Below are 1,648 nucleotides of genomic sequence, written 5' to 3'. Positions count from 1 at the left end.
ATTGCGGTTACCACCGAAGAAGAAGTCAAAGTGGGCGGCAAGTTATCAGCCACTGATGCCGATGGCGATACGTTGACGTTTACTCAATCAAGTGATCCCCAAAATGGCACCGTGACGGTAGATGCCAACGGTAACTGGACATACGACCCGAACCCCGATTTCCACGGTAATGACAAATTTGATGTTATCGTCAGTGATGGCAAGGGGGGTACAGATACCATCACGATTAATGTGATAGTCATAGCAGTAGCCGATCCAATTCTTGTATCAGTAAATATATCGTCTGAACCAACCTATAGTTCAGGTGGTAAATATGAAGGTGGAAAGAATTATATTGATTGGGGAACAGTTGAAAAAGAGTATGGCGATAATGCCAAAACATTAACTGATACTACTGATGACCCTTTCAAGAATACTTTAGATACTGGAAGTTATGCTTATCGTGGAATGGAAGGATCAGATAGCATTAGGATAACTTCACAAGGTGATAATGTTTTAGTTGGTGAAGATGGGATCATCGGTAATTCATCAATTGATGGTAGTCCGATGACTGGTCTAGTTAACGATACATTAACAGCCGGAGCTGGTAACGATATTTTAATGGGTGAGCAAGGCGATGATTCATTATACGGTGCAGCAGGAGTAGATACTGCGGTTTATGCTGGAAATTTCGCTGATTACGATATTACTAAGCCTATAGAAAGATCAGGATCATCGATATTTTTTGAAGTAACAGATAAACGAATAATAAGTGGCGAAAATGTATATGCACGTGAAGGTTCTGATGATCTCTACGATATAGAGCGCCTCCAATTTGCAGATGGGACATATTATTGGGATGGTGATAGCTGGGTTAAAGAGCAACCAACGTATACCTATTCAATCGATATTAATGTCCGACTAACTGATCTTGATGGCAGTGAAACGATTACTCAAATCGTACTATCAGGCTTACCACAAGGTAGTGTGTTATCTGGTCTTCCTGATGGAGTAAAAATGTATGATGCTGATGCGAATGTCATAAAGGCTGTAGGTGCTGATGGCGTAATTGTATTAACTCGTGAATCCGGATTATGGAACGCTTCAGATACGCAGGTCTCGCTTCCAGGTGTACAAATTAAAGTACCAGCAGAGCTGGCTAACGACATTGAATTAAAAGTAACCGCTACGGGTGAGGAAAGCAGTAATCAGAGTCAAAGCTCAGGCTTTGATAGTGTAACCATTGATCCAAGTATTAATGTTGTTAGTGGAACAGAAACTGATAATAACCTTCAAGGTAAAATTGGTCTTGATATTTTAAAAGGGTTATCAGGCAATGATGCATTATTCGGTAGTGACGGTAACGATTCCTTAAATGGCGGTGAAGGAAATGATCTACTGATTGGTGGACAAGGAAATGATGTATTAATTGGTGGATCTGGTATTGATACGTTTGCTTGGGATCTAAGCGAGTCTATTAATGATATTGATTCTATTCAAGATTTTAATTTAACCGAAGATAAATTAAATCTCAGTGATTTATTAAAAGATGCTACAGCAGAGACATTAGATGATTATTTGTCTATTTCACAAAATGGTGAAGATAGTGTGATCTCGATAAAAATAAATACAGAAGATTCCGTTAATATTATTCTTGAAAATATTGACT

Annotated in this window: 1 protein-coding gene; it reads left to right on the top strand. The window is 38.8% G+C overall.

The window, feature by feature from the left end:
• On the top strand, nt 1-1,648 hold a 1,648-nt coding region (locus E5A76_RS02305), incomplete at both ends, for an Ig-like domain-containing protein (RefSeq protein WP_161117979.1).

It is taken from the genome of Photobacterium lucens, assembly GCF_009873615.1.
Taxonomy (GTDB): Bacteria; Pseudomonadota; Gammaproteobacteria; order Enterobacterales; family Vibrionaceae; genus Photobacterium; species Photobacterium lucens.
The sequence above is the reverse complement of the archived record's forward strand: the minus strand, read 5'-3'. Positions and strand labels throughout refer to the sequence as shown.